Source organism: Bacillus sp. TH30 (assembly GCF_016650875.1).
Lineage (GTDB): Bacteria > Bacillota > Bacilli > Bacillales > Bacillaceae_G > Bacillus_A > Bacillus_A mycoides.
Genome location: NZ_JAEKEY010000002.1, coordinates 532,307 through 556,454, shown reverse-complemented (window position 1 = coordinate 556,454; position 24,148 = coordinate 532,307). Strand labels below are relative to the sequence as shown.

The following is a 24,148-nucleotide window of genomic DNA, read 5'->3' as shown; positions in this document are numbered from 1 at the left end:
CACTCCTTTTAGTGAATAAGATTCGATAATTTGATATTGATTCCTTTTAATATTTCATATAAGCATATTGAGAAAGTTTGTTTAGGTTTATTCCGTATTCAATTTAATTATAACAGAAAAATCTGATATATTTCAGTCTATTGTATGAAGCGGTTATTCCTTAATATGAATGTAGAAAGGGGTGCGTGATATGAATATAGATTATCGAATAAGAAGTGTAGATGGTTATACAAAAAATATAGGGGAATTAGTAAGCATGCTGGAACATACGAGGGCTGTAACATTACAGGAAATAAACGAGCTATCAGTTGAGCAATTAGATTTAATTATGCCGAGTGGAGGGAATTCCATCGGAGCGTTACTAAAGCATATAGCAGCTATTGAAAAAGCACATCAGCTTATTTCATTTCAAAAGCGTGACTTTACAAAAGAAGAATTAGAAATATGGGAAGATGCACTGTATTTAGGGGAAGCAGGGAAATCTATTCGTGGCTATGACATACCGTATTATGTACAACTTTTGAAAAGTGTTCGAGAAGAGTCGCTAAAGTATTTGAGTGAAGTAGATGATACATGGCTAATGTCAGAAAGAAAGTAGCCTAACGGTGTAGCGTATAATCAGCACTACCTTTGGTTTCATGTGCTAGAAGATGAAATTAGTCATCGCGGACAAATTAAAATGCTAAAAAATAAGTTATTTGAAAATTACGTTAAATGAGGTAGCTTTTTAAATCAATATTCCATATAATGAGAGTAATTAAAATAAGAACGGGGTGATGTATTATGGCGAAATTAACTTATATGAATAATAAACCAAATACAAAGGTGGACGGAAAGGGCGATACTCTATAAGTGAGCGCACGATCCTTCCACTAAGTTCAAACTAGGGAGGATATCAATTTGGATCAAAATATTTTAGAATCTTTCGGATGGGATTCTTTTTTTGAAGAACAAGCTGTAGAGAACTATGAAGTAGGGCGTATTTTACTTGAGCATAAGCATATATATCGGATTATTTGTAATGATGGTGAATATGTAGCGGAACTGTCTGGGAAGTTTCGTCATGAAGCGTTAACGAAGGGAGATTATCCGGCAGTTGGGGATTGGGTATATATAAAGAAAATAGAAAATGAGAAAAAGGCAATTATTCACCGTATTTTTCCGAGAAGAAGTTCTTTTTCAAGACAAGAAGCTGGTAACAGAACTGAAGAACAAATTATCGCAACAAATGTAGATTATCTATTTTTAGTGAATGCACTTAACCATGATTTCAACGTAAGAAGGATGGAACGTTATTTGCTGGTGGCTTATGAGAGTGGTGCAATGCCTGTTATTGTTTTAACGAAGAGTAATTTATGTGAAGATGTGGAACAGAAAATTGCAGAAACTGAAGCGGTAGCAATCGGTGTTCCTATATTTGTTGTTGATAGCTTAGTGTACGTCGGAATAGAATTATTGCAACAATTTGTTTCACCAGGAAAAACAATTGCTTTAGTTGGATCTTCAGGTGCAGGGAAATCTACTTTATTAAATGCATTAATAGGAACAGCTGTAGCAAAAACCGGAGATATACGTGAAGAAGATAGTAAAGGAAGGCATACGACAACTCACCGTGAATTGTTCCAATTACCGAGTGGCGGTTTAGTAATTGATACGCCTGGTATGAGGGAACTTCAGCTTTGGGAAGGAAGCACGGCAATTCAAACTACATTTTCCGATATTGAAGAATTTGCAAAAACATGCCGCTTTCGAGATTGTAAACATGAGAATGAACCAGGATGCGCAGTGCATAAAGCAATTGATAACGGGCTAATGACGATAAATCGTTTGCAAAGCTATAAAAAGTTGCAAAGAGAATTGGCGTATTTTATGAGAAAACAAGATGCTATTCTCGCAAGAGCTGAGCGTGATAAGTGGAAGAAGATTTCTAAACAACATAAAAAAATGTAAAAAACCAAAGGACTATTCCTTTGGTTTTTTGTATTTGTAAATTTTATAATAATATTATTCATATATATAGACAAAGGGGGAATATTTGTTTAAACTTTACAAGGTGTTTATCAAAAACGAATTGTAAAAATAGAGGATAGGGAATGGGATATATTCATAATTGGTTATTTATCTTTAAAACTTAATATTTAAATGTAGGAGGTTTATAATGAGTAAACTGTTAAGGTGGTTTCGAGATATAAAAGTAGCAAAAAAGCTATTAATTTCATTTTTGATAATTTTAATTGCGGCTGTCTCTATTATTGGAGGAATGTCTTATCAAACGGCTAAAAAGAATTTTGAATCACAAATTACGAGTAGTGCTCACGATAATATAAAAATATTAGATAATTTAATCAATCAAATGATTGAGGCGAAATTTAACGAAGTAAATAACTTTGCACGAGTGATTCATAGTGATATGTATCAAGGAGATAATCAAGATGAATTAAGAAAGGTATTATCTCAATATATTAATTTAAATAAAGATATTGAACAAGTATATGTTGCCGGCAATGATAAGAAGTTTGTGCAAGAACCAAATATACAAATGGCAGCAGATTACGATCCAACAACTCGTTCTTGGTATAAAGATGCAGTGAGTAAACAAGGTGGAATCGTGGTCACTGAACCGTATAAGGCGAAAGGAAATGGACATATTGTCGTAACGATTGCGAAACAAACAGAAGATAAAAATGGTGTTGTTGCGGTAGATTTAAGTTTAGAGAATTTATTGAAAACAACAAAGTTAATCAATATTGGTAAAGAAGGATATACTTTCATTTTAGATGGAAAACAAAAAATAATTGCGCATCCTCAAGAAAAACCAGGAGATAAAGCAGCTGATTCTTGGGCAAAGAGAATTTACGAAGATAATCAAGGCACTTTTTCATACACGTATGATGGTAGTGAAAAGAAAATGGTATTTGCTACAAACTTAAAAACAGGTTGGAAAATCGGTGGAACGATGTACTCAAATGAAGTAATTGAAGCTGCTCAGCCTGTATTTTATAATATGTTAATTGTTATGCTTATTTCATTAGTTGTAGGAGGGGCACTTATTTATTTCGTAACTCTTTCTATTACAAAACCTTTAAAGAGATTAGTTGCCACTTCTAAAGAAATAAGTGAAGGAGATTTAACGCAAACAATTGAAATTAATTCAAACGATGAAATCGGTCAACTTGCAAAAGGTTTTAATGAAATGACAGATTCACTAAGAACGTTAATTGGAAGAATTAATACTTCAGCAGGGCATGTTGCAGCTGCATCTGAAGAGTTAACAGCAAGTGTGAGACAAGCGAGTGAAGCGACTGAACAAATTACATCAGCAATGGATGAAATATCAAGTGGTGCAACGACGCAAACAGCAAGCGTAGAAAATGGTGCTATGTTACTGTTTGATGTAACAGAAGGGATTCAGCATGTAGCAAATAGCTCATCATCTATTAATACTGCTTCTGCTCACACTCGCGAAAAAGCAGAAGATGGTGGAAAGCTAGTTGGAAAAACAGTAAATCAAATGCAATCTATTGCGGAATCTGTTTCACAGTCAGATGCTGTTATTCAGTTGTTGAATAACAAATCAAAGCAAATTGGTGATATTTTAGAAGTTATTCAAAATATTGCAGATCAGACAAATCTTCTAGCTTTAAATGCAGCAATTGAGGCTGCAAGAGCTGGTGAGCATGGAAGAGGCTTTGCAATTGTTGCTGATGAAGTACGAAAATTAGCAGAACAATCTAGTGTATCATCAAGTGAAATTAGTAAATTAATTTGTGAAATACAAGATGATATGAGTAAGACAGTAAAATCTATGAATAATGTAAATGAAGAAGTGCAATCTGGACTTGTTATTGCAAATGAAACAAAACAAAATTTCACTGAAATTTTACAATCTACAAATGAAATTGCTGACCAAATTAAAACGATGGTTGAAACAGCTAATGGGATGTCAAAAGGTGCAAATGAAGTATCTATTTCGGTTGGTCAAATTGCTATGACGGCACAAAATAATGCGACGAGTACACAAAGTGTTGCAGCGTCAGCTGAGGAGCAGCTAGCTTCCATGGAGGAAATTGGTTCTGCAGCTGGTACACTATCTCAAATGGCTGAAGAGTTACAAGTATTAATTGAAAGATTTAAAGTATAAAAGGGGAGGCTGTCTCAAAATAGCATTAGTGCTATTAGAGACAGTCTTTTAGCTGATAAACGGATTAGAGGTTCAATGTATTTAATGTTTGTCGAAAAATAGAGGAATTTGTTAAGCGGGTGTATAATTAATATAATATAGACTACGTTTAAAGGAGATCAGTATGGGAGTGTATTGGGGAACGAAAAGACATTCTTGGCTTAGCTATGTCTCGTTTTGGTTAAGCATTTTATTCTTTGTTGCTTTTTTAATTGAAGTGTTTGTATTTAAAACACTTTCAAATAGCTCATTACAAATCGTTAAATACTTTTATTTTATATTTGTTCCATTAAATATCATTCTTAGTTTAAGGTTATTATTTAAGAAGAATGAAAAGAAAATATTACCGATTTTTAGTTTAATTGTATCACTATTATTTGCAAGTTTAATTATAGTGTTAGCATTAGCAGCTACAGGGAAAATCTTATGAGGAGAGTGATATAAATTACTCTTCTTTTTTGTGGTTTTTTAAGAGTTATAAGTAGTGTGTAGGAAATAAGAAAAGTGATAAGTTATCAGTAAGGGAACATACTAGTGAATAGAGAGTGAACTGAAAATACTATATGTTTTGTATGTGTTTATAAAGCAAATGAATGCGGTAAGATTTGTGATATATGGTACAATAAACATGGATAGTGATAGAGATAAAGGGTATATAAAATACTCATCGTTTTTTAGTAAGAGAGGGGTTATCTTATGCTATACGAGGATTTGATGACATTATTCCAAGCTGCTCCGATAGAATTGGATAGAGGCGGCTGGAAATATATAATCCAGGAACAAAATGATAAATATGAAATTGTTGATGAAATGTTAAAAAAGCAAATGAATGTTGAATTGTATTTTAATGAGTATGATGAGGTGAAAATCACTTTATATAAAGATGGAAGCCCCATTACTACTATGCAAAGAATTGCTATTTCAAAAGTTGAGTTAGATGAAGAGGAAGAAGGCATTCAATTCGTATTAGAACGCATGCCAAGTCGAATGATTCGTTTGCAATTAAAGCCATACCTTGCAGTAGAAATGGGGCCGTACTGGGAAGTATGTGAAGACTGTGAATGAACATGAAAAAACATCCGTATACACGGATGTTTTTTCATGTTTTTTGAAGTTGTTTAAAGGCAATAATCGGTAGTAAAATGATGCTCACCCAACCGATAATAGGGTATAGAATATGAAGTAATTCACTATATCCGATGAAACTAAAGCAATAACTAATTAGTAATATGAAGTAAATAATGTTATTACTTTTCCATCCGGTAATGGATTGCATTTGTTTTGTCATTCCGAATATATTCCCAACTAATGTGGTGAATACTTCACCAAAAATGATAAGAACAAAGAAAAAATGGAAAGTTGCATTAAACCTTCTTACAACTTCAGCCATTGGGATGTTATATTGATAAAATTGTTCAACGGATAATATTGCTAGATGGCTACATAATAAAATAAAGCAAAGCCCCGCGCCGCCTAAAATACCACCCCATAAAATAGCTTTTCGATCTTTTACTTCACTGGCCAATGGGACGAGAACACTTTGGGCGAGAGACAGATTTAATGCAACATATGTAATAGGGCTAGTAATCCATTTCATATTCCAACTTTCTGTAGGAACGGTGTCAATAATAGGAGTTGTACCATGAATAAAGGTTGTAATAGCAAGTCCGATAATGAAAATCATCATAATAGGTACGACAAGTGTATTCACTTCAAAAACACCTTGTAATCCCCGGCTCCCAATAATGAGGCAGGCGATGACTGTGATGAAAATGCCAAGTTGTCTCGGGAGACGAAGTTGTTCTTCAAATACTGCCCCGGCTCCTGATAACATAACGCTAGTTACGCCAAATAATACGAGTAATAATAAAGTATTTACGACATTTCCAAATACATCCCCAAATAAATATTTATTAAATTCTTGCGCTGAAAATGCCCCGATTTGTGATGAAAGTAACATCATTTTTGTACCGAGCCAAATAAAAAAAAATCCACTTATACATATGCCAATGGTTCCGTACAATCCGTTAACTGTAAAAAATTCGACAATTTCTCGCCCAGTAGCAAATCCAGCTCCAACGACCGTTCCGATATAAGTAGCAGCGACTTTCTTTGCTACTTGCCATTGTTGATTGTCCATGTTATCCCTCTTTCTTCTATGATGAGCTTGACTTACTATTATGCATATGTGTGAGCTTGGACAATTAGACATATGAAGTAGTTGAAAGGATACATGAATTATATGATATTAGGGAAATATTAAGGTTGTTAAAACTTTGTTACATATAAGCTGTTCATTCAAAAGAATAGGGAATGTATGGTAAAATGAAGTTAGGTCATTAAAAGATAGTAACATGATAAGAGGAGTGGATTGTATGAGTACGAAAACGAATGTTGTTGAAGTATTAAACAAGCAGGTAGCAAACTGGAATGTATTATATGTCAAACTGCATAATTATCATTGGTATGTGACAGGACCGCACTTCTTTACATTACATGAGAAATTTGAAGAGTTTTATAATGAAGCAGGAACATACATTGATGAGTTAGCAGAGCGTATTTTAGCGTTAGAAGGAAAACCGTTAGCGACAATGAAAGAGTATTTAGCAACTTCAACTGTAATCGAAGGGACAAGCAAAGAGTCTGCAGAAGAAATGGTGCAAATTTTAGTAAACGATTTTTCTGCACTTATTCAAGAATTAAAAGAAGGTATGGAAGTAGCTGATGAAGCTGATGATGAAACATCGGCTGATATGCTATTAGCAATTCATACGACATTAGAACAACATGTATGGATGTTAAGTGCATTCTTAAAATAAACATAAATGGATTAAAGAAAAACTCTATTGAAAAATTCTTTCAATAGAGTTTTTTATAATTTTTCAGTTTTCTTTTATGCTATAATATAGTAAAAAGGAGGCGATACAATGTTTCGCTTTTTCAGAACTGGAAAAGAAGATAGGGAAATTACGAAAGATGAATTAGAACAAGCGATGGCGAAGTTTCTAGAAACGAATGCTAATATCGTTTATACAGTTTTAGTAAATGATGATTACACAGTAAATTATGATTTGTTAAAGCCATATTTACCTGCATTTCCAACAAATTTTTTTCTGATAACGAAGGAAACGCTTGAAGTATTTGAACATACAGAAGAAAATTTAAACCTAGTTAAAGAAATTGATATCGTACAAAAGGCCGTAGATCAATATGTAACAGAAAAAGAAATGTTCCCAATTGTTGAAGATAGCGAAGATCGCCTCATATGCGGAGTGAAGCTAGGACCATATTTAAATCGTATATTAAAAAGAAACTTATATATTTCAGAAAAGCATTATTTAGTTTCAAGTAAACCAGATAAGAAAAAAAGAATAGTGGGCAGACGTTATGAGAACAACAATAATATTATTGTTGTCTTTTTTTAATAAAATATTGATTTTTCAGTTTATTTAACTTTATACTACAACTAGTGGATAGGAAGGAGTGGTGTATTATGCGTATACATACATTAACTATTAAATATCATTCTGAGAATCAGGTATTGTTAAGTTGAATTGTAGAATTTAACCATTTATACCGTGACCCTAGAATGATAGGAAGATTGGAGAAGCAATTATTATAAAAGGTTACGGGGGAATTCCTATATGGAAAATAATATGACTTATATTAAGTTATTAAATGAAACGTTACATTGTTATGCAAATAAAGGAAGTTTTGAAGCGTATTCTTATATAATGAATAATGCTAAAGATGTAATAGGTAATGAAGCACAAATATATAATTTTAAATATGCATTAGCAAGTGCAGCAGGACTTGAAGAAGAAGCGTTGCATTTAATGAAGAAAGCAATTATAGAAAATGGATTTTGGTACGGAAGTGAGTATTTAATTTCCGATGATGATTTAAAACCACTACATAAATTTGAAGAGTTTCATAGAATGGTTCAATTATGTAAAGAAAGAGAAGAATTAGCAAAGAAATCGGAACAAGCAGACGTGAAATATAAATACAGCAAACAAACTGAAAATCTACTAATAACACTGCATGGGGATCAAGAAAATATACAAATAATAGAACCATATTGGAACTCTGTAATGGAACAAGGTTTTATGCTAGCATTGCCTCAATCTTCCCAAATTCAATTTTCAGATGGATATGTTTGGGATAATATCGAAAGAGGAAGAGAAGAGTTAAAAGGACATTACAATAAGATTAAAGTGAATAAACCATTTGAGAATATTATTATTGGTGGCTTTTCTGCTGGGGCAAGAGTAGCGTTACATTCCATGTTACAAGGTGAAATAGAAGTGAACGGTTTTATTTTTGTGGCACCGTGGCTTCCGGAAATGGAAGAATGGGAAGAGATGATTGGAATATTGCATGATAAAAGCATAAAAGGATATATAATATGTGGGGATCAAGATGAAGATTGTTTTGAAGGTACACAGCAATTTGTAACGTTATTAAAGGATAAAAATATAGAACATAAGTATAAAGTTGTGCCTAACTTAAATCATGATTATCCTCATAATTTTGATGAGTTATTAAAAGAAGCTATTGAATATATAGGAAGCAAAAACAATTGATTGGTAGTAAGAAAAGGAGATGCATCATATGTGATGCATCTCCTTTTCGTTATTATAAATTAAAAGCATCTGCCAATAGGCGATAAGAGTTTAATTTATGTTCAAATTGATGAGTAATCGTGACAATCATAAATTCGTCAGTATTATACGCTTTGCTTAAGTTTAATATTTTTTCTTTCACAGAAGACGGATCACCGACAATCATACGTTGACGATTTTCTTTTATGCGGAATAGATCATAAGCACTATACGAATAATTTTGAGCAGTTTCAATAGAAGGAGTACCAGTAGTCCGTTTTCCTTGTTCTAATAGTAAAATCGATAAATCAAGGCTTGATGCAATCTTCTCCGCTTCTTCATTTGTTTCTCCGCAAATAACAAAAATAGATACGATTGATTTTGGTTTATCACCTAAATAGGAAGGTTGGAATTGTTCTTGGTAGGCCTTCATTACTTCAGGGCCACCGTATCCGTTAATGAACTGTGCAAATGCAAAAGAAGCGCCTTGCTTTGCGGCAATCATTGCACTTTCTCCGCTAGAACCGAGCATCCACATTTCAGGAGATGTTGGGATAATTGGAGTAGCCTTTAAGTTTGCATAATGATGGTTTTCTGGTACTTGATCATGTAAGTACATAGCAACATCTGCAATTTGTTCTGGATATTGATCAAGTGAGACCATTTTACCTTCTTGAAGTGCGCGAGTTGCTATCGGCATACCACCAGGCGCTCTCCCGACACCAAGGTCGATGCGGCCCTTATAAAGTGCTTCTAAAACGCGGAAATTCTCGGCAACTTTATATGGACTATAATGTGGCAGCATAACACCACCAGAACCAACTCTAATACGGTCAGTTTTCGCGGCAATATGTGAAATGAGTATTTCTGGACTTGAACCAGCTAAGCTAACTGAATTATGGTGCTCGGATACCCAAAAACGTGTGAATCCGAGTTTCTCAACTTCTTGTGCAAGCGTAACTGTATGTGAAATAGCTTGGGCTGCTGTGCTACCATCTGAAATAGGTGATTGGTCTAATACACTTAATTTAATCATAGAATATACCTCTCAATCTTAATGTACATCCTATTATATATTTACTTACGAAAAATGCGTAATGAAATGCTCAAAAGGAAAAGTGAATAATTTTTTATCCGCTTTTAATGAGAAAACCCTCGTTCATAATGATTCATTTCGACTAAGTTTAATATATATTCGTAGTTATCAATTTCTAAATGTATTTGCTTGCGTTCTTCTTCAGTTAGTTTAACGCTAGTGAGTTTTTTACATAACTGCTGTTTCTTTAATTCTAAATGTTTTTTTGTAGCCTGATAATCGTAAGTACGTTTCATGTGTATCCACCCTTTCCATACAGTTACTATCTGTATGTTTATCATATGAAGCATGTGGAAGGGGGAGAGCTGCACCTTATGTATTGTTAGTGAATTTTCAAATTGTGGTGGTGTTATGTTTAAGTGAATTTATGAATAAAATGCACTAAACCACTAATTTGTATTTCATGAAGTAAGGGGTGGGATTGTGCAGAAAGATATAATGTTTAACAATGAGATGGATGAAACGTTAAAAGTTATAAATAAGGGATTGAAGAAGACGACACGTCCGAAACAAATCATTGTAGTAGGGGCTGGTATGGCTGGATTAGTTTCGGCATCTTTATTAAAAGCAGCAGGGCATGAAGTGAAGGTTTTTGAAGCGAACAACCGTGTAGGTGGCCGCATAGAGACAGTTAGGATGGAAGATACCGGATTATATTTAGATGTTGGAGCGATGAGAATTCCGTATTCGCATACATTAACGATGGCATATATAAGAAAGTTTGGGCTACAGGTGAGCCCTTTTATTAATAGGAATGAGACAGATATTATCTACGTAAATGGTCGGAAAACGACATTAAAACAATACGAAAAAGATCCAAGTATTTTAAGATATCCAGTGGAAATGAATGAAGTTGGGAAAACGTCTGAGGAACTATTAATGTTAGCGGTACAGCCCATTATAAATTTTATAAAAAAGAACCCAGAGAAAAATTGGGATATTGTAGTAAAGGATTTTGGGAAATATTCTACAGGTCAATTTTTAAAATATCATCCTTATCAATATAATACGTATTTTTCGCCAGTAACGATTGAGATGATAGGTGTTCTATTAGATTTAGAAGGTTTTTTAGAAAGGTCATTCGTTGAGACGTTACGTTTTTTATATATTATGCAAGAGGAGAGCGGATTTTGCGAAATAATAGGTGGGAATGATAGATTACCAAAGTCTTTTTTACCACAATTAGAAGAAAATATTATATATAATCAAAAATTAATGAAGCTTCATCAACAAGCCAATAGTGTAACAGCCTATTACCGGAACGAGGAAACTTTTGAATATAGTAGTATTACAGGGGATTTAGTTATTGTTACAATTCCTTTTTCAACAATGCGATTTGTAGAAGTAGATCCATTTGATTCGATATCTCATGCGAAGTGGAAAACAATTCGCGAATTGCATTATATGCCAGCTACAAAAATAGGAATTCAATTTAAAAGTCGTTTTTGGGAGGAACAAGGGCAATTAGGTGGGAGAATTATAACAGATCTTCCTATACGTTATGCGTATTATCCAAGCCATGGAATCGGAGAGAAAGGGCCTGCTATGATGTTAGGAAGCTATACATGGTCTTATGATGCGTTGTTATGGGATGGGTTATCAAAGGGGGATCGTATCTATTACACACTACAAAATTTAGCAACAATATTAGGCGGTCAAGTATATGATGAGTTCATGTCTGGAATATCAAAGAGTTGGACATTAGATCCATATGCGCTTGGAGGGTTTGCACTATTTCAAGCTGGCCAAGAATCAGAATTACAGCCAGTCATTGTAAAACCTGAGGGGAGAATATATTTTGCTGGTGATCATACAACGCTGTATCACGGATGGATTCAAGGTGCGATTGAATCTGGAGTTCGTGTAGCGATGGAAGTGAATGATCAAAAAGTTTAAAATTCAGAAATTTCTTTACTATATAACTTGAGATGGATATTATTATATATAAAAGAATTATAGGGAGTGTTTACAGTGAATCCGTTATTATTCGATTTTCCTTCTGAATTTTATACTGACAGGCTTTTTATTCGAATGCCAAAACCAGGTGATGGTAAAGTTGTATATGACGCAATTCAAGCTTCAATACAAGAATTAAAACCTTGGATGGTCTTTGCACAAAAAGAGCAAACAGAGGAAGAAATAGAAGAGAGTATTAGAAAATCGCATATTCAATTTTTGCAGCGTGAGGATTTGAGATTACTAGTTTTTTCGAACGAAACAGGTGAATTTATTGCATCTGCCGGATTACATCGTATTAATTGGGATATACCTCAATTTGAAATCGGGTATTGGATTGATTCAAGGTTTAGTGGAAAGGGCTATATGGTAGAGGCTGCAAAAGGAATAACGGATTATGCTTTCACTGAACTGAAAGCAAACCGGGTAGAAATTCGTTGTGATTCTCTAAATAAGAAGAGTAGAGCGATACCTGAGAAATTAGGTTTTAAATTAGAGGGGATTTTAGAAAGTGCGAGTGTTGCGGTAGATGAAAATGGATTAAGAGATATGTGTGTATTTGCAATGACGAGAAATACATATGAAAAAGAAGAGCTGTAAGAAAATAGCTCTTCTTTTTTATATTATGGTACAGGATGACCGTTAGAGCTTTCGAAAATTGTAAACCATTGTTGGCGGTCTAAATTAACTTTTGTTGCCATTGCAGCCGTTTTTACTCGATCTAATTTACCAGAGCCAACGATTGGCATCATTTTAGCTGGATGAGCAAGTAACCATGCATACATAACAGTATCGATGCTATCAACGCCTAGCTCAGTAGCAATTTTTTGTAAAGTTTCACGTACACGTACGGCGCGTTCTGATTGGCCAGTAAAGATTTCTCCACCAGCAAGAGGTGACCAAATCATTGGATTGATTCGTTTTTCTTGGCATAAATCAATCGTACCTTTTTCAAAATGCTCCATTTGCATCGCAGATACTTCAATTTGATTTGTAATGAGCGGGAAATCTAAATATGAACTTAACATATTAAATTGAGAAGGTAAAAAGTTAGAAACACCGAAGTGACGAACTTTTCCTTCTTGCTTTAAGCGTGAGAACGCTTCTGCCACTTCGTTTGGGTCCGTGAATGGATCAGGACGATGAATGAGCAATACATCAATATAATCTGTATGTAAGTTTTGTAATGAATCCTCCGCGCTCTTTATGATATGTTCAGCACTCGTATTGTAGTGAGCAACATATCGTTCTGGAAATTTCGGTGATGGGGGAGCGATTCCACATTTAGTGATGATTTGCATATTTTCGCGTAAGGAAGGCTTTAATTGTAACGCTTCTCCAAACAATCCTTCACACGTATACCCACCATAAATATCAGCGTGATCGAAAGTAGTAATCCCCAAATCCATACAGTCTTCAATAAAAGAAAGTAACTCTTGCTTTGGCATATTCCATTCTGCTAAACGCCAAAAACCTTGAATAATACGAGAAAATTCTAGCGTTTCGGCCATTTGAACTCGTTCCACTATAAGTACCCCCTATATGAATGAATAATATTTTTGAAAAGGCTTTCTTACTACGTATTATTATATAGTTACAGGGTCGTACATACAATAAATATGTTTTGCTACAAAAACGTTTTTCTCTATATGCTATAATGTAGAAACATATAGCTATAAGGAGATGTAAGGAATGATTCCAGTAACAATACTAACTGGTTTTCTTGGATCAGGGAAAACGACATTATTAAATCGAATTTTATCAGAGGATCACGGCAAGAAATTAGCAGTGATTGTAAATGAAATAGGACAAATTGGTATCGATAATCAATTAATTATGAACGTTGAAGAAGAAATTATGGAAATGACAAACGGTTGTTTATGCTGTACTGTGCGTGAAGATTTACTTGTTGCTTTAAAACAATTACTGGATGTGAAAGCAGAAGGGAAAATGGACTTTGATGGATTAGTAATTGAAACAACAGGTCTTGCAAATCCAGGTCCGATTATTCAAACTTTCTTTTTAGATCCAGTTATTCAATCTGCATACCAAATTAACGGTGTTGTAACAGTTGTAGATAGCTATCATATACATAAACATTTTGAAAAGGGACTAGAAGCAAAAGAACAAATTGCCTTTGCTGATGTTGTGTTAGTTAATAAATTAGATTTAATTGAAGAAAATGAGAAAGAAAATCTCTTGCATGAACTTCAAGGAATTAACCCGACTGCAAAGTTAATCGAGGCGACTAACTGTGAGGTAGATATTCCATCGTTATTACAAATTCAAACGTTTAAAACGAAAGATACGCTGCAAATTTACCCTCATACAGAACATAAACATCTAGAAGGTGTAAAATCGTTTGTACTACGTGAAGAACGTCCGTTAGATTTACAAAAATTGAATGAGTGGATGTCAGCTGTCGTTCAAGAACTAGGGGAGCATTTATATCGCTACAAAGGAATTTTATCTATTGATGGAGTAGATAAACGTATTGTTTTCCAAGGTGTGCATACGTTATTTGCTGCTTCGTACGATAGAGAGTGGCAAGAGGGCGAAGAGCGAGTAAGCGAAGTAGTTTTCATCGGAAGAGATATTAATAAAGAATGGTTCCGAGAACATTTTGAAGAATGTGTGAAATAAGTCTGCGTAAATCGCAGGCTTATTTTTTATGAGCATTTTAATGAGATAATACTAGATTACAAAAATGAAGTAATAAGGGAAAGAAACTAAAAATAGAAAACATAACATTGATAAATGCATAATAAAAAGCCTGTTTTCACAGGCTTGTATTTTCATCTATAAGTAATTCCATTACAACGCCTACAACTGGACCTTCGTCATCAATATCCCCATTTAAACGGAAGCCAAATGACTCATATAGTCCCATTGCGTGTTTGTTGTCAGGATGTAAACTTAAATAAATTATTTTACATTCGAATTTTTGTTGCAAGAATTGAATTAGTAAGCGAAGGAAACGTTTTGCGTATCCTTTTCCTTGAAATTGTTGGTCAATCATAAAACGATCTAACCATACGCTTTCATGTTTTTGGGAATACCAACCGTACATTGCGTATCCAACGAGTGTTTCTTTGTCATATAAGCCTACTGACGTTCCGTTTTCTTCATATAATGATTCCGCTAAAGAAAACGCATTGCTTTCAATAAACTGCTGCTGGTCTTTTGCTACGTCTAAAGCAGCAACTGAACGCCAATTATTTGCTGTTACTTCACAAATGTGAAGATTCATAGTTCCAACTCACCTTCTAAATTAGTATAGCTTACAAGCTAATATGGATAATTCTACTTGTTATTTCGATCAAGTCAAGGATAAATACATAAAAAGGCAGCTGAATGACATATTCAGCTGCCTAGAAAATATAGTTGATTAGTTTGTTGCTTCTTTTAAAGTATTTACGTTTTCTTCCATTAATGTGAAGTAATCTTTATTGTTCTTTGCATCATCCTCAGAAATAGTAGCAAGGTGATTTAAGCGTAAAATTTTTGTACCTGTTTCTTTTTGAATAACTGATGCTACTTTTGGAGTAGAGAATGTTTCAAATAAAATATATTGTAGACCGTGCTCTTTTACTGTTTTTGTAATGTCAGCAAGCTGTTTTTGAGATGGTTCATCAGATGCTGAAATTCCAGCGATTGGAATTTGTTTCAAACCGTATCGTTGTTCCCAGTAGCCGTAAGCTGCGTGTGAAACTAATATTTCTTTCGTTTTTGCATTTGCAACAACTGCTTTAAATTGATCATCTAAATCAGTGAATTTTGTTTGTAGTGCTGCAAAGTTTTTTTCGAACTCTTTTTTATGTTCAGGCTGTAATTCTACAAGTGCATTTTTAATTTTTTCTGCTTGTTTCATCGCAAGAGTAGGATCTATCCAAACGTGTGGGTCTTTATCGTGATGATGTTCATCTTCTTTATGAGCGTCTCCATGATCGTGCTGCTCTTCTTCAGATGAAGCACGAAGTTCGATATCTTTAGATGCATTTACAATTTTTACGTTTTCTTTTTTTAATGATTTTTCCATTTTTTCGGCAAATGGTTCTAATTCTGCGCCGTTATAAACAAATAAATCGGCTTTTGCCACTTGTACAGTCTGCTTTTGACTTGGTTCAAATGTATGAGAATCCGCACCAGGTGGGTAAATTGTTTCTACATTTACATAATCACCACCGATTTTTTTTGCAAAGTCAGCGAGTGGGAAAATGGTTGTATAAACAGAAAGTTTCCCATCTTTTTTCGCTGCACTATCTTTGTTGTTAGAACATCCAGCAAAGATGAGTGTGAAAATAAGTATAAATGAAAATAGAGCTAATTTTTTAGGCATATAATTCTCCTCTTTTCTTTTTTACAATTATATTTTCTCCAAATATAAGAAGAAAATATCGTTTTAATACAAAACGGAATAATTACGTTTTAGTTTGCGAACCTAGTATAATACATCTTTATGAAAGTTGCAATAAATAATAATCATTACGATTTGATTTTGTAATAAATCTGTCAAAAAGAAAGGTATTAATTTTTATGATTGGTGCATATGTGACAATGTTACTTTCATATATTGGGAGGGAGCAGAAAAAAGGGGATGAGCGCTTGGGTTACTTCATGGAAGCTATCTTATTAATACTTGCGGTTGTTTTGCCATTATCTTTTGTTTTAATTTTTTTAAGAAGACTAATAAGTAATTTAGGGGATGCTACAACAATTACAAAATTGCCAGCGGAAGAAAAAGAAGAGAAAAAAGAGTAAGTAAAGCACTATGCATACGCATAGTGCTTTACTTATGGTAAAATGGGAGAACGGAAACTCCTGTTAGCGACGATTAGCTATAGGAGAGAATAGTAAATAAAGAGGTATACACATATATGAATAAGCGAACAGCGTTAGTACTTGGCGCAAGTGGGTTAGTTGGACAAGAAATAACGCGACTATTACTTGACTCAGATTACTACGATTCGGTTACTATTTTTGTAAGGGAACCATTACAATTACAGCATGAGAAATTGCAACAGAAACAGGTGGATTTTTCAGTATTAGAGGAATACAAAGAATTTTTTGCAGTAGATGATGTTTTTAGTTGCTTAGGAACAACGATAAAAAAAGCGAAGTCGAAGTCGAATTTTAAAAAAGTAGATTATGAATATACATTACGAGCTGCCTGCTTAGCTGAAAAACAAGGCGTGCAAAATTTTCTTGTTATTTCATCAATGGGAGCAAAACCTAAATCATTTTTCTTTTACTCGCAAGTGAAGGGGAAAATGGAAGAGGAGCTGAAAAAGCTAGTTATTGGTGGCATACATATTTTCAGGCCGTCATTATTAGTTGGAAATCGACAAGAATATCGTTTTGGGGAAAGAATGGCTGAGAAATTATCTCGTATTCTTCCGTTTATATTTAAAGGGGCTTTTAAAAAGTATAAACCAATTTCAGCTAAAGATGTGGCGAAAGGAATGTATATAACAGCGCTACGTGAAGAATCTGGTATTCATATTTATAGTTCAAACGATATTATAGAAATAAAATAAGTAAAACCGAGAAGAATAATTTCTCGGTTTTATTTATTAGTTTTAATTTTCCCGGGTGCTCGTCGGTACTGATATGGTTCTTTTAATTCAAAGCCAAGTTCATTGGCAGCTATTCTTGGGAAGTATGGATTACGAAGTAACTCGCGTCCGATAAAAATTAAATCTGCTTCGTTATTATTTAAAATTTGCTCTGCTTGTGATCCGGTTGTAATTAATCCTACCGCACCAGTCGCGATGTCAACATGCTCCTTAATATGTTTAGCATATTGTACTTGGTAACCAGGATACACATCAATATGTGCGGGTACAACAGCACCAGAACTACAATCGATTAAATCTACCCCTTGTTCTTTCATCCATCCTGTATACTGCACATAATCTTGAACCGTTAACCCGTCAGGATGATAATCATTTGCTGAAATACGAACAAATAACGGTCCGTTCCAAACTTCATTTACAGCATCGATGATTTCGCGTAAGAAACGATAGCGATTTTCAGGTGAGCCCCCGTATTCATCAATCCGCTTATTGGAAAGCGGAGAAAGAAATTCATTAATAAGATAACCGTGAGCACCATGTAATTCAATAACGTCAACCCCCGCTCGTTTAGAGCGTAAAGCTGCTTTTTGAAAAGCAGAAACAGTTTCTTTAATTTGCTGTTTATTCATTTCTACTGGTATTTTCATTCTATCGTTAAACGGAATTGCTGAGGGAGCGAAAGCATCTGTTTCTAATTCAGCCTTTCTTCCGGCGTGAGCGAGTTGAATGGCTGCTTTTGCACCGTTATTATGTATAAATGTTGTCGTTTTATGTAAGCCTTCAATTAGATTATCATCCCAAATGCCTAAGTCTTTGTTAGAAATTCGTCCTTCAGGTAACACAGCTGTTGCTTCAATCATAACTAAACCTACTTGGCCAGCAGCCCTGGTTCCATAATGGACGAGATGAAAATTAGTTACTTGGCCATCCTCATTTTCTGATGAATACATGCACATAGGTGACATAATGATACGGTTTTTTAAAGTAACGTCCTTAATTGTATAAGGTGAAAAGAGTTGAAACTCCATCAAATATCCCCCTTGATTGAATTTTCTTACATTGTATCATCCTCTTTTTTGTTTCCCTAATAAAACGCTTATACGAAAAATTTCGTCTATTCGTGTTACAATAAATAATATGTAATGAATTGGAGGATGACATATGTACCAGGCTTATTATGATAGTGAATTAGGTTTGTTAGAAATTACAGCGAACGAAGAAGGAATTACGTCTGTTATATTTGTTGAAGATAGAAAAGAAGAACATAAAAATGAACTTGTTGAACAATGTATAAATGAATTAGATGAATACTTTGAAGGAAAAAGAAAAGAGTTTACAGTTCCATTGTCTGCTGAAGGAACACCATTCCAAAAGAATGTATGGGATGCACTTTACACTGTTCCGTATGGCGTAAGTGCTTCATATTTAGATATTGCGGAGAAGGTTGGGAATACGAAAGCTGTACGAGCGATAGGAGGGGCAAATAGCCGGAATCCAATTTCAATTATCGTTCCATGCCATCGTGTAATAGGAAAGAGTGGAAAACTTGTTGGGTATGCGGGTGGTTTATGGAGGAAAGAGTGGTTATTGAAGCATGAAGGCATATTAAAATGAAGTATGGATGGAAAGAGGGATTGTTTTGAAATGTATAAATTGTGGGCGACCTTGTATTGATGATCAGCTGAATTGTGCAAATTGTCAACGAAACTTGCATAATGAACAAGGTGAAGAAAGCTCGCTAATAGACAAAGAATTAGAAGTATATGTAGGGAGACAATATCCATATTACAAAAGAAAATGGGAGCTTGAGAATAAGCGAATTGCTAGGTGGAGCTGGAATGGTCTGGCTGCTATTTTTAATGTAGGTTGGCTTGGATATCGTAAGTATTACGTACCTGCTGCTTTATTTATACTGTTATTAGTAGCATGTGATGCATTTTCTTATTATATGGGGTTCAACGTAGCATTGCCAATCATTAATATGGTGCCTCTTACGTTTTTATTACTCATTTTCATTCTATTTGGGATGGGGATTTTTGCAAATGGATTATATTATCAATTTGCAGAAAGGCGTATATATCGAATAAAAGCACGGGGAATTAAAGATGAATCGGTTGAAAATTATCTCATCCGTGATAGTGGTGGAACGAGTAAAATGGGAGCAACAATCGTTACTATTTTAGCAGTTGCTAGTATTTTTTTCAGTCATTTCTTTTTTCCGACTGATCGAGATATTATACAAAAAGTTCGTACAAGCTCGCTTTATGAATATCCAGTCTTTTCAATTGGTGAATCGTTCGAAAATTATTTTCAAAATTCAGGATGGATATACTATCGGGGAACGGAAGGATTAGAATTAGTAGAATTTCAGGGGGAGAGTCCTGAGATGCCAAGGAAAAAGGTGACAATTCAATTTATTGTTGATTATAAATTGGGAGAAGTGGAACCATATTCACTTACGATTAACGGTGAATCTAAAAATGAAGAAGAGTTTTTGAAGATAATGGAGGAAATATTTAAAGTTCAAAATCCATTTGATATAGAGGATGGCTTACAAGTAAATGCTATTCAACAAAGCGGAGGGAAAGCAATTTCTGACCGCTTTTTTTCTTTTTATGAAAATAAATATTTAAAATAATCAGAATTTTTTGTATAATAAAATATATTATACAAGTTTTAACTTATACATATAGATTGGGGGAAGGAAGAATGAAGAGAAAGGTAACAACGATTGCTGCAGTTGCATTATCGGCTAGTGTACTGGTTGCGGGATGTGGGAATGGGGAGAAGGCTTCGACAACGAAGAAAGAATCAAGTAAGGGAATGGCAGATAAACAAGTTTTAAATTTGCTAGAAACAGCTGAAATTCCTTCAATGGATACATCTAAATCAACAGATTCTGTATCTTTCCGTGTATTTGTAAATGCAATGGAAGGATTATATCGTCTAGATAAAGATAATAAACCAACTCCAGGTATGGCCAAAGACGTGAAGATTAGTGAAGATAAAAAGACATATACATTTGAATTACGTGATGCAAAATGGTCAAATGGTGATCCAGTTCGAGCACAAGATTTTGTATATGCATGGCAACGTACATTAGATAAAGCAATAGCAGCAGAATATGCATTTATTTTATTTGATGTGAAAAATGCACAGAAAGTAAATAAAGGAGAAGTACCGTCGGATCAATTAGGTGTTAAAGCGAAGGATGATAAAACGTTGGTAGTAGAATTAGAGCAACCAGCACCTTATTTCCTTGAGCTTACTTCGTTCCCTACATTCTTCCCATTAAATGAAAAGTATGTAAAAGGACAAGGGGATAAATACGGATTAGAAGCAGATAAATTATTGTACAATGGACCATTTACAATGAGTGAATGGAAACATGAACAAAGTTACCAGTTAAAGAAAAACCCAAATTATTGGGATAAAGATGCTGTAAAATTACAAGAAATTAATGTGGGTATAGTAAAAGAGACAAGTACTGGGGTAAATTTATATGATAGTGATCAAGCAGATCGTGTCATTTTAAGTTCTGAGTTTGTAGACAAATATAAAAAGAATAAACCAGATGAATTTAAAACGAAGCTAGACCCACGTATGTATTTCCTACGTTTTAATCAAAAAAATGCAACGTTTAAAAATCAAAAGGTTCGTGAGGCGATTGATTTAGCGTACGATAAAAAAGGAATTGCGGATGTAATTTTGAATGATGGATCATTGCCGGCGTATTTCTTAGTACCTGAAAAGTTTACGACAGGACCAGATGGAAAAGACTTCCGTACTGTAAATAAAAATTTCCGTGACAGTAAAGATAATGCTGCGAAAGCAAAAAAACTGTGGGAAGAAGCGAAGAAAGAACTTGGTCAAGATACAATTACAGTAGAATTACTAAATGATGATAACGGTAGTCGTAAAAAAGTGGGCGACTTTATTAAAGAAGAATTAGAGAAAAACTTACCTGGTATTAAAGTGAATCTGAAGCAACAACCATATAAGCAGAAGTTAGATTTAGAAAAGAAATTTGAATATGAATTCTCATTATCTGCATGGAGTCCAGATTATCCAGACCCAATGACATATATTGATATGTTCGTTACTGGAAGCTCATTTAATGAAATGGATTATTCAAATCCGAAGTACGATGATTTAGTAGCAAAATCAAAAGGAGAACTACTAAAAGATGACGCAGCACGCTGGAAAGCACTTGCAGAAGCTGAAAAAATCTTAATTGGTCAAGATGCTGCAATCTCTCCTACGTATCAGCAAAGTACGGCTTATTTAGAGAAGACATATGTAAAAGGTATCGCTAACCATACGTTTGGTGGAGACTTCAGTTATAAATGGGCATATATTACAAAGAAATAGTATAATAAAAGATGAGTGAATTTTCGCTCATCTTTTATTTGTATAGGAGGAATTAGAGTTGTTAAAGGGAATCAATCATCTTTGTTTTTCAGTGTCCAATTTAGAAAACTCTATTACATTTTACGAGAAAGTATTGGAAGGAGAATTATTAGTCAAGGGGAGAAAACTTGCATATTTTAATATATGTGGAGTATGGATAGCGCTTAATGAAGAAACACATATTCCGAGAAAGGAGATTCATCAATCTTATACGCACCTCGCATTTTCTGTTGAACAAAAAGATTTTGAACGCCTGTTACATCGGTTAGAAGAAAATAATGTTCATATTTTACAAGGAAGAGAGCGTGATGTGAGAGATTGTGAGTCTATATATTTTGTTGATCCTGATGGTCATAAATTTGAGTTTCATTCAGGGACGTTACAAGACCGTCTAAATTATTATAGAGATGAGAAACCTCATATGACATTTTACTAAGGGGGGAAGAAGTTGCATGCGCTTGTAATTGGTGGAACAGGAATGCTAAAGAAAGTTTCTATGTGGCTTTGTGATCAAGGGTTTCATGTTTCTATTATTGGACGAGATAGTACGAAATTGGAAAATGTTAAGCAAGTGAGTTCTGTACCGGGAAATATTACGTGCCTTCCTTTAGATTATCAAAATGACGATGATGTAAAGCAATCTATTACAAATACAATTGAACAAAATGGTCCAATAACATTAGTTGTTGCCTGGATACACTCTAGTGCAAAGCATGCATTACGACTCATTTGTAATGAAGTTGAATTGTCATCGGAAAAGTATAGTTTATTTCATATATTAGGTAGTAGTGCATCGCGTACGAAGTCACAAAAAATAGGTGGGACATTATGTAGTTATTATAGAATTATATTAGGGTTTATTTTAGAAGATACATATGCAAGATGGCTTACTCATGAAGAGATTGCTGACGGAGTTATAAAAGGAATTGAAAGTAAATGCACAGAATGGATTGTAGGGAGAGTAGAGCCGTGGGAATCGCGGCCAAAATGGTAAGGGGGCTGAAATGAAGACAACGGTATATGTAACAAGGCACGGTGAGACAGAATGGAATGTAGCAGGGCGGATGCAAGGACGGAAAAATTCAGCATTAACAGAGAATGGTATGATACAAGCGAAACAATTAGGGGAGCGTATGAAGGATTTACCACTCCATGCCATATATAGTAGTCCAAGCGAAAGAACGCTTCATACTGCTGAATTGATTAAAGGGGAACGCGATCTGCCAATTATAGAAGATGAACGTTTCTATGAAATAAACATGGGGATATGGGAAGGGCAAACAATTGCTGACTTGGAAATGCAATATCCAGAAGAAGTACATTTATTTTGGAATGAACCACATCTTTTTCAGTCAACATCAGGGGAAAACTTTGCGGCCGTTCATAAAAGAGTAATTGAAGGGATACACTTTCTTTTAGAAAAGCATAAAGGAGAAAATATTTTAATAGTTACTCATGCTGCAGCAGCGAAATTACTCGTAGGGCATTTTGCAGGTTTTGAAATTGAACATGTATGGGAAGAGCCATTTATGCATAGCGCGAGCCTTAGTGTGATTGAATTTGATGAAAACCGTGGTAAAGTAAAACAATTTGCAGATATAAGTCATTTTCAGTAAACGTAAAAAAGGTCGCAAAGCGACCTTTTTTGGTGGACATAAAAAACTAGCAATTACGTTTTTTATACCAGAAGTGATCGAATTTCTTGTTTTTGCAAGATGGGAACTTATGTCCGTCTCTGCAATCATTCCATTTGTGCCCGTCATCGTGACAGTCTTTACCATGATCACAATCATCATCGCAAGAGCTACCGTGTCCGTGAGGGAAGAATTCACATTTTTTACAGAAACTTCGTTTTGTCCAGAAAAATTTCTTTTCAAAGCGTATGCATTTTGTAACGAACGTACAATGCTTTCTGCGAGTACGTTTTGTAACTAAAACGCATTCTTTTCTACGCGTCACTTTTGTAACGAACGTCCATTTTTGAACGCGCACACGAGTGCATTTCGTAACAAACGTCCATTTTTTAACATGAGTACATTTTGTAACGAAAGTACAATGTTTTACGCGAGTACATCTTGTTCTTGGACATTTACGCCCTGTTGTACATTTACGCCCTGTTGTACATTTACGCCCTGTTGTACATTTATGATGAGAGAATTTATCATCATCGCACTCAAAAGTACTTGGATCTTGGTGTAAGAAATCCTCCATACCAGCACTTTTGATTTCTTCAACAGCTTTTCTAATATCACGTTTCATAGAAATCCTCCTTATCGAGTGTTAAATTGAAAAGGTATTCTTTTTCCTTAACATGATATGAGATTCG

The 24,148-nt window shown here is 34.5% G+C and carries 26 protein-coding genes and 1 pseudogene; 19 read left to right on the top strand and 8 right to left on the bottom strand.

Annotated elements, in window-relative coordinates:
* Positions 1-190 precede the first annotated feature (190 nt).
* From JFU20_RS05100 to JFU20_RS05080, 5 genes and pseudogenes are all read left to right on the top strand, one after another.
* A pseudogene (locus tag JFU20_RS05100) lies at positions 191-718 on the top strand (DinB family protein).
* A 182-nt stretch (positions 719-900) separates the two neighbouring features.
* Complete coding sequence (gene rsgA, locus JFU20_RS05095; protein WP_201038390.1) at positions 901-1,950, top strand: ribosome small subunit-dependent GTPase A; 1,050 nt, start codon at positions 901-903, stop codon at positions 1,948-1,950.
* Between the two features lie 208 nt (positions 1,951-2,158).
* Positions 2,159-4,141, top strand: coding sequence for a methyl-accepting chemotaxis protein (locus tag JFU20_RS05090; protein ID WP_002064964.1), 1,983 nt, complete (start codon positions 2,159-2,161; stop codon positions 4,139-4,141).
* Between the two features lie 163 nt (positions 4,142-4,304).
* The gene (locus tag JFU20_RS05085; RefSeq protein ID WP_002064965.1) at positions 4,305-4,610 is read left to right on the top strand and encodes a hypothetical protein; all 306 of its coding nucleotides are present in this window, start codon (positions 4,305-4,307) and stop codon (positions 4,608-4,610) included.
* A 266-nt stretch (positions 4,611-4,876) separates the two neighbouring features.
* The gene (locus tag JFU20_RS05080; protein ID WP_016094221.1) at positions 4,877-5,245 is read left to right on the top strand and encodes a DUF3979 family protein; all 369 of its coding nucleotides are present in this window, start codon (positions 4,877-4,879) and stop codon (positions 5,243-5,245) included.
* A 34-nt stretch (positions 5,246-5,279) separates the two neighbouring features.
* On the opposite strand, the gene JFU20_RS05075 is transcribed toward JFU20_RS05080, so the two are convergent.
* The gene (locus JFU20_RS05075) at positions 5,280-6,320 is read right to left on the bottom strand and encodes a YkvI family membrane protein (protein WP_002031445.1); all 1,041 of its coding nucleotides are present in this window, start codon (positions 6,318-6,320) and stop codon (positions 5,280-5,282) included.
* Positions 6,321-6,555: 235 nt separating this feature from the next.
* Between JFU20_RS05075 and JFU20_RS05070 the strand changes: the two genes are divergently transcribed.
* From JFU20_RS05070 to JFU20_RS05060, 3 genes are all read left to right on the top strand, one after another.
* Positions 6,556-6,999, top strand: coding sequence for a Dps family protein (locus JFU20_RS05070; protein WP_002012416.1), 444 nt, complete (start codon positions 6,556-6,558; stop codon positions 6,997-6,999).
* Positions 7,000-7,107: 108 nt separating this feature from the next.
* A complete protein-coding gene (locus JFU20_RS05065; protein WP_201038389.1) occupies positions 7,108-7,605 on the top strand; it encodes a DUF3939 domain-containing protein in 498 nt (165 codons plus the stop codon).
* A 219-nt stretch (positions 7,606-7,824) separates the two neighbouring features.
* A complete protein-coding gene (locus tag JFU20_RS05060) occupies positions 7,825-8,766 on the top strand; it encodes an alpha/beta hydrolase (protein WP_201038388.1) in 942 nt (313 codons plus the stop codon).
* A 52-nt stretch (positions 8,767-8,818) separates the two neighbouring features.
* On the opposite strand, the gene JFU20_RS05055 is transcribed toward JFU20_RS05060, so the two are convergent.
* Together JFU20_RS05055 and JFU20_RS05050 are read right to left on the bottom strand one after the other, a co-directional pair.
* On the bottom strand, positions 8,819-9,820 hold the full coding sequence (locus JFU20_RS05055) for an LLM class flavin-dependent oxidoreductase (protein WP_201038387.1): 1,002 nt from the start codon (positions 9,818-9,820) through the stop codon (positions 8,819-8,821).
* A 104-nt stretch (positions 9,821-9,924) separates the two neighbouring features.
* Complete coding sequence (locus JFU20_RS05050) at positions 9,925-10,116, bottom strand: DUF3896 family protein (protein ID WP_002012420.1); 192 nt, start codon at positions 10,114-10,116, stop codon at positions 9,925-9,927.
* A gap of 187 nt (positions 10,117-10,303) precedes the next feature.
* Here JFU20_RS05050 and JFU20_RS05045 point away from each other — a divergent pair, with 187 nt between their 5' ends.
* On the top strand, positions 10,304-11,776 hold the full coding sequence (locus tag JFU20_RS05045; RefSeq protein ID WP_201038386.1) for a flavin monoamine oxidase family protein: 1,473 nt from the start codon (positions 10,304-10,306) through the stop codon (positions 11,774-11,776).
* A 75-nt stretch (positions 11,777-11,851) separates the two neighbouring features.
* Positions 11,852-12,436, top strand: a complete 585-nt coding sequence (locus JFU20_RS05040; RefSeq protein ID WP_016102172.1) for a GNAT family N-acetyltransferase — start codon at positions 11,852-11,854, stop codon at positions 12,434-12,436.
* 23 nt (positions 12,437-12,459) lie between these two features.
* Here the strand turns inward: JFU20_RS05040 and JFU20_RS05035 are convergent, their stop codons facing one another.
* Positions 12,460-13,362, bottom strand: a complete 903-nt coding sequence (locus JFU20_RS05035) for an aldo/keto reductase (RefSeq protein ID WP_002141394.1) — start codon at positions 13,360-13,362, stop codon at positions 12,460-12,462.
* A 166-nt stretch (positions 13,363-13,528) separates the two neighbouring features.
* On the opposite strand from JFU20_RS05035, the gene JFU20_RS05030 reads away from it, so the two are divergent.
* On the top strand, positions 13,529-14,479 hold the full coding sequence (locus JFU20_RS05030; protein WP_201038385.1) for a CobW family GTP-binding protein: 951 nt from the start codon (positions 13,529-13,531) through the stop codon (positions 14,477-14,479).
* A gap of 136 nt (positions 14,480-14,615) precedes the next feature.
* Here JFU20_RS05030 and JFU20_RS05025 read toward each other — a convergent pair whose 3' ends face one another.
* Together JFU20_RS05025 and JFU20_RS05020 are read right to left on the bottom strand one after the other, a co-directional pair.
* Positions 14,616-15,086, bottom strand: coding sequence for a GNAT family N-acetyltransferase (locus JFU20_RS05025; protein WP_002012425.1), 471 nt, complete (start codon positions 15,084-15,086; stop codon positions 14,616-14,618).
* A gap of 138 nt (positions 15,087-15,224) precedes the next feature.
* Complete coding sequence (locus tag JFU20_RS05020; RefSeq protein WP_002012426.1) at positions 15,225-16,175, bottom strand: metal ABC transporter substrate-binding protein; 951 nt, start codon at positions 16,173-16,175, stop codon at positions 15,225-15,227.
* Between the two features lie 197 nt (positions 16,176-16,372).
* On the opposite strand from JFU20_RS05020, the gene JFU20_RS05015 reads away from it, so the two are divergent.
* Entirely contained in the window at positions 16,373-16,597 is a 225-nt protein-coding gene (locus tag JFU20_RS05015; protein ID WP_002012427.1) for a hypothetical protein, read from the top strand.
* A gap of 116 nt (positions 16,598-16,713) precedes the next feature.
* The gene (locus JFU20_RS05010; protein WP_002031464.1) at positions 16,714-17,373 is read left to right on the top strand and encodes an oxidoreductase; all 660 of its coding nucleotides are present in this window, start codon (positions 16,714-16,716) and stop codon (positions 17,371-17,373) included.
* A gap of 29 nt (positions 17,374-17,402) precedes the next feature.
* On the opposite strand, the gene namA is transcribed toward JFU20_RS05010, so the two are convergent.
* Positions 17,403-18,440 carry an NADPH dehydrogenase NamA gene (gene namA, locus JFU20_RS05005; RefSeq protein WP_002012430.1) on the bottom strand — a complete coding sequence of 346 codons (1,038 nt, stop codon included), beginning with the start codon at positions 18,438-18,440 and terminating at the stop codon, positions 17,403-17,405.
* Positions 18,441-18,573: 133 nt separating this feature from the next.
* Between namA and JFU20_RS05000 the strand changes: the two genes are divergently transcribed.
* The 6 genes from JFU20_RS05000 (at position 18,574) to JFU20_RS04975 (ending at position 23,438) form a co-directional block, all read left to right on the top strand.
* On the top strand, positions 18,574-19,026 hold the full coding sequence (locus JFU20_RS05000) for a methylated-DNA--[protein]-cysteine S-methyltransferase (protein WP_002012431.1): 453 nt from the start codon (positions 18,574-18,576) through the stop codon (positions 19,024-19,026).
* 25 nt (positions 19,027-19,051) lie between these two features.
* Positions 19,052-20,050 carry a DUF2628 domain-containing protein gene (locus tag JFU20_RS04995; RefSeq protein WP_002165935.1) on the top strand — a complete coding sequence of 333 codons (999 nt, stop codon included), beginning with the start codon at positions 19,052-19,054 and terminating at the stop codon, positions 20,048-20,050.
* Between the two features lie 71 nt (positions 20,051-20,121).
* On the top strand, positions 20,122-21,783 hold the full coding sequence (locus tag JFU20_RS04990; RefSeq protein ID WP_002165934.1) for a peptide ABC transporter substrate-binding protein: 1,662 nt from the start codon (positions 20,122-20,124) through the stop codon (positions 21,781-21,783).
* Positions 21,784-21,841: 58 nt separating this feature from the next.
* On the top strand, positions 21,842-22,258 hold the full coding sequence (fosB, locus tag JFU20_RS04985; RefSeq protein ID WP_002165933.1) for a FosBx1 family fosfomycin resistance bacillithiol transferase: 417 nt from the start codon (positions 21,842-21,844) through the stop codon (positions 22,256-22,258).
* Positions 22,259-22,270: 12 nt separating this feature from the next.
* On the top strand, positions 22,271-22,816 hold the full coding sequence (locus tag JFU20_RS04980; protein ID WP_002012437.1) for a short-chain dehydrogenase: 546 nt from the start codon (positions 22,271-22,273) through the stop codon (positions 22,814-22,816).
* Between the two features lie 10 nt (positions 22,817-22,826).
* Positions 22,827-23,438 carry a phosphoserine phosphatase 1 gene (locus JFU20_RS04975; protein WP_002012438.1) on the top strand — a complete coding sequence of 204 codons (612 nt, stop codon included), beginning with the start codon at positions 22,827-22,829 and terminating at the stop codon, positions 23,436-23,438.
* A 46-nt stretch (positions 23,439-23,484) separates the two neighbouring features.
* Here JFU20_RS04975 and exsB read toward each other — a convergent pair whose 3' ends face one another.
* On the bottom strand, positions 23,485-24,081 hold the full coding sequence (gene exsB, locus JFU20_RS04970) for an exosporium protein ExsB (protein WP_201038384.1): 597 nt from the start codon (positions 24,079-24,081) through the stop codon (positions 23,485-23,487).
* Positions 24,082-24,148: the final 67 nt, after the last annotated feature.